This window comes from Nonomuraea sp. NPDC005501 (assembly GCF_040605905.1).
GTDB lineage: Bacteria > Actinomycetota > Actinomycetes > Streptosporangiales > Streptosporangiaceae > Nonomuraea.
In genome coordinates this window covers 1-8,116 of the sequence record NZ_JBEXDT010000171.1, presented here as the reverse complement: position 1 = coordinate 8,116, position 8,116 = coordinate 1, and the positions used below count along the sequence as shown (strand labels likewise).

The following is an 8,116-nucleotide window of genomic DNA, read 5'->3' as shown; positions in this document are numbered from 1 at the left end:
TTGTGCATCATGCACTGGCTTTTAACACACTGTTGAGTTCTCAAGAAACGGACGCGTACTCCCCGGAACTGCGAGAGGCGCTTTTCGCTTCGGTCCTTCGTTGTGTCTTTATTCTTTCAGCGACCCGATTTACTGTCAAATTCGGCGCTTCCGGAATTCGGACCCCGCCCCGTCTCCGAGGCAACTCTCCAACCCTACTCCGACATCTGACCGATGTCAAAGCCGCTGTCCAGAGGCACGGTGCAGACGCACAGTGATCCGCCGGATGGCGATGGGACTGGGGAGAGGCCCTGAGCGAGGCCGGCGATCACCGCCGTCCTCGTGGGACTGGTGAACTCTATGCAGCGCTTCCCGAACCGTCAAATCAACGGATTCACGAGCCCTTTCCGGTGTTCCCGCCCAGCCCCGGGTAGGTACATGACGTGCGCGATCAGCCTGCCCTACCCAGAGCGCTCATCGTCCTGCTGGGAATCGCCGGGGCGGTCATCGCCCTGTTCGGGATGCGTGAGGTCGCGTCCATCCTCGGCCCGGTCGTGCTCGCGCTCGTCCTCGTCATAGCCGTCTCGCCGGTGCGCCGGTGGCTGCAGCGGCGCGGCGCGCCCGGCTGGTCGCAGGTGCTCCTGCCGTTCCTGATCGTGGTGCTCGTCCTTCTCGGCATGGTCGCGGTCGCGACGTACTCGGTGACGCAGCTCGCCACGCTGCTCCCCACGTACGCCCCGCAGTTCCAGAAGCTCCTCAGCGACGCGGAGGCCTTCGCGGCGGCGCACGGCGTCAGCAACAGCATGATCAACGACGCGGTCAAGGCCATCGACGTGGACAAGGTCGTGGGCGTCGTGCAGAGCCTGTTGTCCAGCCTGGTCAGCGTCCTGTCCAGCCTGTTCCTGATCGTGGTGCTGCTGCTCGCGATGTGCCTGGACGCGCCCGTGACCGCGAGGATCCTGGCCGCCGGGCACGCCCACCAGCACCGGCTGGTGGCCGCGCTCGACACGTTCGCCGAGAAGACCCGGCGCTACCTCATCGTCTCCACGGTGTTCGGACTGATCTGCGCGGTGCTGGACACGGCGGCGCTGTCGATCCTCGGCGTGCCACTGCCCGTGCTGTGGGGCGTCCTGGCGCTGATCACGAACTACATCCCGAACGTCGGCTTCGTCCTCGGTCTCATCCCGCCCGCCCTGCTGGCCCTGCTCGACGGCGGCGTCAAGGAGATGCTGCTGGTCATCGCCGCGTACTGCGTCATCAACGTGGTGATCCAGTCGTTCATCCAGCCGAAGTTCCTGGGCGACGCGGTGGGGTTGTCGACGACGATGACGTTCCTGTCGCTGATCCTCTGGGCGTTCGTGCTCGGGCCGCTGGGGGCGCTGCTGGCGATTCCGCTGAGCCTGTTCGCGCGGGCCCTGCTGGTGGACAGCGATCCGCGCGCCACCTGGGCCTCCGCGCTGTTGTCGGGCACGCCGCCGGACGAACCGCCCGCCGCCGCGCCGCCCGGCACCCCACCTCCGACGGAGTCGCGCGCGCCGGCCGCGACCGGAGACCCGGTGACCGAGAACGCCAAGGCCGCCGGAAGTCCGGTCCAGCGGCGGCGATGACGCCGGGGCCGGGCGGGCTCAGGTGAGGAGGCGGCCCAGCGGGACGCCGCTCAGCCGCTTGACGTCGTGGGACAGGTGGGCCTGGTCCGCGTAGCCGGACGCCGCCGCCACCTCCGCCAGGGCGACACCCGAGCGGGCCAGCCGCAGCGCGTGCTGGAACCGCACGACGCGCTGGAGCGTCTTGGGCGGGTAGCCGAACCCGGCCACGCTCCTGCGGTGGAGCTGCCGCTCGCTGAAGCCGAGCTCCCGTGCGGCCTCCCGCACGCTCGACCCCGAGCGCAGCGCCGCGACCAGGGCCGGGGCCGCCGGGTCGGCGGGCGCCGTCTCCCGGATCCGGGCGGTGACGGCGGCCCGCATGAGGCGCAGGCGATCGGCGAGCGCGTTCTGCGGAGAGTCCGGTGACAGGACGGGGCGCCAGGCCGGCGCGTCCAGCGAGGCGAGGGTGACGCGCTCGTCGCGCAGCCAGTGGACGGGCACGCCGAACACCTCACCCGTCGCGCCCGGCCGGAACCGGATGCCGGCATACCTGTCGCCGGGGCGCATGGGCGCGGGCATCGGCCCCGTGTCCGGGCCCGCCACGAAGAGCCCGCCGGGCCCCCAGATGAGGTCGACGCAGCCGTCCGGCACCACGAGCTGTGTGCCTCGGGCCTCGCTGACGTGCGACCACTCGCACACGACCCGGCCGGCGAGCCCGGGCGCGGGCGGCCGTTCCTCGTACATCCCTCCACGCTAGGCCACGGCACCGACAGCGTGGAGTGAGGGCTCAGGCGTTCAGGCGGCCGTACGCGCGCAGGGTCTTGAGGCGCTCGACGGTCACGTGGCCGCCCCACTCGTGCTCGACCAGCGGCGTCCACATCGTCCAGTTGCCGTTCCACCCGCCTTCGGGCGACTGGGCGGCAGCCAGCGCGTCCAGGTGCCGGTCCAGCAGCCCGGCGTCGAACAGCGGCAGCCGCAGCGGCGACGGCGCGAAGTCCAGCGGGAAGTGCGCCTCGCCGGAGGCGTCCGGGTCGAGGGCGACGGTGTCCAGGATGGCGGGCCGCAGCCGGGCGAACTCGGCCTCCGCCCGCTCGCGGTCCGGCGCCTGCTCCAGGAAGGCGACGACGGCCCGCGCCTCGTACGGCGTGGTGCGCTCGACGGCGGCGATCCGCGTCCAGCGGAACCCGGTGGCCGGCTCCAGCCAGGGATGGCGGACGCGGTGCTTGTGCAGGAGCGCGGCGATGGAGGCGGTCGGCACGAGGTTGCCCGGCGGGTCGTCGCCGGTCTCCCACCAGGGCGCGCGGGCCATGCCACGCACGCTGGGCAGCACGAACGGCACGCCGCCGTCCCCCGCCGTCACCGACAGCAGGTAGTCGCACGCCGGGGGCACCATCGGGTCGGCGAACGCGTCCAGCTCGTCGAGGATGTGGAAGGCCACCTCGACCGGCTCGGGCTGGCTGGCGGCGCCGCGCAGGTCGGGCTCGAGCGCGTTGCCGAAGCCGCCGTCGGCGTTCTGGTAGCAGCGCAGCGCGTCCAGCACCGGTCGCGCCGGTCCGCCGGCGAACAGTGCGGCGAAGCGCAGCCGGTCGATCAGCCTGCCGTGGAGCTCCAGGTAGGCGGCGGCACGGGCGAGCATGCCGTCGCCTGTCGTGTTCGTGTCCATGGGCGGACGCTATCCGGCACGGCACGCCCTGCTCTTGTGGGAAACGGACGTCCTAGACGGCGGAGGTGACGCGGGCCCTGCCTGTGGCCTCGTCCGGGGCGGCCGTCAGGCGGGACGCGACGCGGCGGCCCCACGGCATGGCGACGAACAGCAGCGGCAGCAGCACGATGGACGCCCGCGACCACTGCGAGTGCAGGAACCACCAGGTGTCGACGTCGAACTGGGTCATGTACAGGTAGCCGTAGGCGGCCCACGCCGACCCGCCGATGATCGCCGGCCACGCGAACCGGGTCGGCCGGGCGATCAGGAACGGCATGAACCACAGCAGGTACTGCGCGCCGAGCCGCGGGGTGACGACCATGAAGATCAGCAGGATGGCCGTGGTCATGTCGATCGGGTCGGCCCGCCGCCAGAGGAGGATCACGCCGACGACGCAGGCGTAGATGAGGTTGGTGCCGAACTTGGCGAGATCGGCCCGCAGCTCCCAGTTGCCGCCGGTGAACCACGGGGTCCAGCCCCATTCGCCGACGATCGGGCGGATGTCCTGGATGGTCTTGATGACCTCAGGGATCTGCTGGAGCGTCGTGCCCGCGAAGACGGGCAGGGTGATCAGGAAGAACAGCGGCACCAGGCCGGTCATGAACAGCGCCGCCACCCGCGCGCGCAGGTGCGGCAGGAGCAGCAGCATGCCGGGGACGAGCCAGATCGGCCAGCTCTTCGCGCACAGGGCGAGGCCCATGAGCAGGCCCGCCAGGCAGGCCCGCTTGAGGTCGGCGCGGTCGGTCGGGCCGGGCGTCAGCGCTCGCCGGAGCATGCCGCCGGGGCCGAGCACGCGGTACACGGAGGCGCGCCAGCCGTAGGCCGTCACGCCACGGCGGACGCGGGCGACGACCCGGGTGGTGACGCCGGCGCGGTCGTGCGGGCCCGGCCCGCGCGCCACCACGAACGCGGCCACGCCGAAGACCAGCGCCACCGGCTCGACCTGGCCATGGATGCAGGCCACCAGCAGCGCGAGCGGGTTGAGCGCGTACTGCAGGGCGCGCAGCGACGCCTTGGGACCGCCGGCCAGCTTGGCCACGAGCGGGATCAGGACGATGTCCGCGACGACGGTGACCAGCCGCCCGGCGTACTCCCACGGGATGCCCAGCCACAGCAGGATGCCGTAGACGTACGGGATCGTCGGCAGGAAGTGCCAGCCGCCCTCGCTGGCCAGCACGGGGTCCTGGCCGTTGAGCACGGCCTCGCCCGCGGGCTTGAAGCTCTCGACGAAGTCGACGGGCTGCCACGAGTCGTGCGCCGCGGTGAACAGCAGCAGCACGCGGACGGCGACGCCCACGACCACTGCGACGACGATCGGCGGCCGCCAGTCACGCCACTGGGCGATGACGGCGAACACGACTCCTGCGACGAGGACTGTCCCGGTGAGAAATGCGTATTCCATGGCGGGTCTAGCCTGCCGTACTCGCCTGGATGCTGCTACTTGCGAGGGCATTCTTATCCCCGACATGGCGGGTCGTACCGCGATAGACCGTGACCGTCTGTGTTGAACTCTTTCCATGGGGGGATCGCAGGTCAACCGGGCTCTGGCCCGGCTCTACTTCGAGGTGAAAGATGAGCTTCGCGACCCGGTCGCCGCCTGGGCGAAACTCACAGCAAATTCTGAGGTGTACCGTCGCGCCCGGGGCGGCCGGCGCGTGCCGCTGGACGACGGGACGGCGGCGGAGCTGACGGCCGCGGCGATCGTGCACACGGTCGCCGAGCACGGCGCGGACCGGGTGGCCGCGCTCGCGACCTCGCCGCTGGCGGGGCTGGTGGGCGCGCTGGGCGGCGCGGTCCTGACCGAGCAGCCGAGCGCGCCGCGGCAGGTGCTCGGCCCCGGCTTCCGCGGTCCGGAGCCGGACGACTGGCCGCGTGTCGCGTACGTGATGCTCTGGGGTGAGAACAACCGGCTGACCCGCACGCCCGGCACGCCGTCGGTGATCGCCGGGCGGTACAAGGGGCAGAAGGTCGTCGCGATCGGGCCGCATCCGACGCGGCTGTCGGACGAGACCCTGGTCGTGCGGCCGGGCACGGACGGCGCGCTGGCGATGGCGATGGGGCATGTGCTGCTCAGCGAGTTCCTGGTGGAGCGGCCGGTGTTCGCCGAGCACGCACTGGACCACACCGACCTGCCGTGTCTCGTGCGGCTGCGCGAGGTGGGCGGGTCGTGGGTGGCGGGCTGCGGCATCGGGCGGCGCGCGGACCGGCTCAGCGTGTACGGCGGGCCGCGGGGCGAGGCGGTGGAGGTGCTGCTGCCGCGCTTCGACGACGGGCCGGGCGCGCTGCGGCGCGGGGTGCCGGTGCGGCGGTACGGGGATCTGCTGGTGACGACCGTGTTCGACCTGCTGCTGGCGGTGTACGGGGTCGCCAGGGACGGGTTGCCGGGCTGCTGGCCGGGCGGCTACGACGACCGGGGCGAGCCGTACACACCCGCCTGGCAGGAGCCGCTGACCGGGGTGCCGGCCGCGCGGGCGGTCAAGGTGGCGCGGGAGCTGGGTGCGACGGCGGAGCGGACCGGGGGCCGGTGCGTGATCGTGCCGGGGCGGCTGGAGACGGCGCACGCCGACACCGCGTACCGGGCGATGCTGGCGCTGCTCGTGCTGGCCGGGTGCGGGCGCGGGTGGGCGCAGGAGGGACGGGGCGACGAGGTTGCGCTGGTGCCGTACCTCTGCCTGCATGCCCTGGGCGAGGACGGCGCGAACGTGGGGAAGCTGTGCTGGCCGCTCGCCGACGGCGTGCTGAGCGGGCGCACGGCGCGGTCGGTGCTGGTGGAGGCGGTGCGCGACGGGCTGCCGATGGCTCCCGCGCCGCGGGTGCTGGCGCTGCCGCGGCCGATCTACCCGGTGCCGCCCGAGCTGGACCTGCTCATCGGACCGGACGACAGGTGCGACGTGGCGCTGCCGGACGCGGGGCTGGTGGCCGACGCGGTGGCCAAGCTGGCGGTGGGGCGCGTGGACCCGGTCCCGGCGCGGGCGGAGAGTTCGTCCGCGCCGGGGCCGATGCGGCTGATGGTGGACCACGCGTGGATGCACGAGTACGGGGAGGCGCTGCCGACCTACCGGCCGCCCGGGCCTGGGCTGCCGGTGAAGCCGACCGAGCTGGTGCCCTACCTGCCGCTGGTTCCGTTCATCCCCTGATCTCGCTCAGCCCGTGAAACTTTTGAAGATGCCGGTGAACTCGTAGGCCGACTGGGCGATGCCGCTGCACGTCGGCGAGACGCCGCCGCCGGGGCAGCCGCCGTTGTCGCGGCCGGCGGACCAGAAGCCCATGAAGCCGATGTGGTTGGCGTTGGCCCAGTCGCGCAGTTCGCGGGCGTCGGCCTGGGTGGTGGTCATGCCGGTGTCGTTGCGGCCGATCATCGGGGTGACGCCGAGCATCCGCCTGAGCTGGGCGTCGGACCGGGACGGCCAGACGGTCCTCATCTGGGCGAGGGTGGCCTGGGCCGCCGAGATCATGGCGTCGCCCCAGTCGCCGGTGTGGCCGAAGTTCATGAGCATCGGGTTGACGACGACCTCCAGCCCGCGGGCGGCGGCGTCCTGGAGGATCTGCAGCGAGAACGGGTCCACGCCGTAGTCCTGGCCCTGCACCCGCAGCGTGTAGCCGACCGTCGTGCCCCGCTCGGCCTGGAGCTGCCTGAGCGCGGTGTTGACCTTGGCCACGTCGATGGACGCCTCGACGTCGACGTCCAGGTGGTTGGTGCCGACGGTGTCGAGCACCTTCTTGTACGCGGTCAGCAGCGCGGCCGGGCTGCCGCAGGTGTGCTCCAGGTAGGGGCCCATCGCGCCGCCGCTGGCCACGACGACCTGGCCGCCCTGGGCCTGGAGTGCCTTGACGTCGCCGATGATCCGCGGGTCGGCGAGCGGGATCGTGCCGCCCCAGGCGGGGTTGCAGCCGGTGCTGTCGCCGAGGACGAAGGCGAGCGTGTAGTTCTTGACGCCGGTGGCGGAGGCCGCGGCCGTCAGGGAGGGCGTGGTCATGGTGATGTCGATGTACGGGGCGTACCGGATGGCTCCCGTGTGCGGCGGCGTGGTCCCGGTCGTCCGGGCGGTGGCGGTGGCGCTGTAGGCGGAGCAGTTGCCGGCGGCGTCGCAGGCGCGTACGCGGAAGCCGTAGGCCGTGTCGGCGCTCAGGCCGGTCGCGGTGTAGGTGGTGGACGTGACGGAGGCCGGGGCGCCGTTGTCGCGGGAGACCTCGTAGCGGGCGACACTGCCGGAGTCGTCGGTGGAGGCGTTCCAGGAGAGGGTGAGGCTGGAAGCGGTCGCGCCGGCGGCGGACAGGCCGGCGGGCACCGTGGGCGGCCGGGTGTCGGGGGCGCCGCCGGGGCCGTCGAGGACGACGTCGTCGGCCAGGTAGGCGGACTGGCCGTACCAGCCGTTGACGTACACCGTCACGGAACGGGTGCCGGCCGGGGCGGTGAAGGAGGTCGTGAGCTGTGCCCACTGCGAGCCGGGCGCACCCCAGGTGCTGACCTCCACGCCCGTCCCGGTGGCGCCGAGGAAGACGTACGAACCCTGGACCCAGGCGGACAGGCGGTAGGTGGTGCCGGGCTGGACGGTCACGGTCTGCCCGCAGCGGGCGTAGTCGCTGCCGGCCGGGGTGCCCTGGAGGGCGCGGGCGCCGCCGTGGACGGGTGAGGAGGCGGCCGCGGCGGTGCCGGAGCAGGTCCAGCCGGCGAGGTCCGACTCGAAGCCGGGGTTGGGGAGGATGTTGGCGGCGGCGGCCGGGGCGGCGTTCAGGACGGTGAGGCCCGTCAGACCGGTGGCGAGCGCGACGGCCGCCACGAGTCCCCGGATGCGGAGCTTCATGGGGGTGTCCTTTCGTGGGAGCGCCCCACCGCGCGGTGCGCGCGGTG

Annotated in this window: 6 protein-coding genes; 2 read left to right on the top strand and 4 right to left on the bottom strand. The window is 72.6% G+C overall.

The window, feature by feature from the left end; all coding sequences use genetic code 11:
- The first annotated feature begins 422 nt into the window (after nucleotides 1–422).
- On the top strand, nucleotides 423–1,586 hold the full coding sequence (locus ABZS51_RS41480) for an AI-2E family transporter (protein WP_355453498.1): 1,164 nt from the start codon (nucleotides 423–425) through the stop codon (nucleotides 1,584–1,586).
- An 18-nt stretch (nucleotides 1,587–1,604) separates the two neighbouring features.
- On the opposite strand, the gene ABZS51_RS41475 is transcribed toward ABZS51_RS41480, so the two are convergent.
- Genes ABZS51_RS41475 through ABZS51_RS41465 form a run of 3 tightly spaced genes read right to left on the bottom strand, consistent with a single transcriptional unit; the run spans nucleotide 1,605 to nucleotide 4,666 of the window.
- Nucleotides 1,605–2,306: a helix-turn-helix transcriptional regulator gene (locus ABZS51_RS41475; protein ID WP_355453495.1), complete on the bottom strand. Its 702-nt coding sequence runs from the start codon at nucleotides 2,304–2,306 to the stop codon at nucleotides 1,605–1,607.
- A gap of 43 nt (nucleotides 2,307–2,349) precedes the next feature.
- Entirely contained in the window at nucleotides 2,350–3,225 is an 876-nt protein-coding gene (locus tag ABZS51_RS41470; protein WP_355453492.1) for a hypothetical protein, read from the bottom strand.
- A 52-nt stretch (nucleotides 3,226–3,277) separates the two neighbouring features.
- Nucleotides 3,278–4,666 (bottom strand): hypothetical protein, encoded by a 1,389-nt coding sequence (locus ABZS51_RS41465; RefSeq protein WP_355453489.1) that lies wholly within the window; start codon nucleotides 4,664–4,666, stop codon nucleotides 3,278–3,280.
- A gap of 115 nt (nucleotides 4,667–4,781) precedes the next feature.
- Between ABZS51_RS41465 and ABZS51_RS41460 the strand changes: the two genes are divergently transcribed.
- Nucleotides 4,782–6,401, top strand: a complete 1,620-nt coding sequence (locus ABZS51_RS41460) for a molybdopterin-dependent oxidoreductase (protein ID WP_355453486.1) — start codon at nucleotides 4,782–4,784, stop codon at nucleotides 6,399–6,401.
- 6 nt (nucleotides 6,402–6,407) lie between these two features.
- Here ABZS51_RS41460 and ABZS51_RS41455 read toward each other — a convergent pair whose 3' ends face one another.
- Nucleotides 6,408–8,069, bottom strand: coding sequence for a carbohydrate binding domain-containing protein (locus tag ABZS51_RS41455; RefSeq protein WP_355453483.1), 1,662 nt, complete (start codon nucleotides 8,067–8,069; stop codon nucleotides 6,408–6,410).
- Nucleotides 8,070–8,116 lie beyond the last annotated feature (47 nt).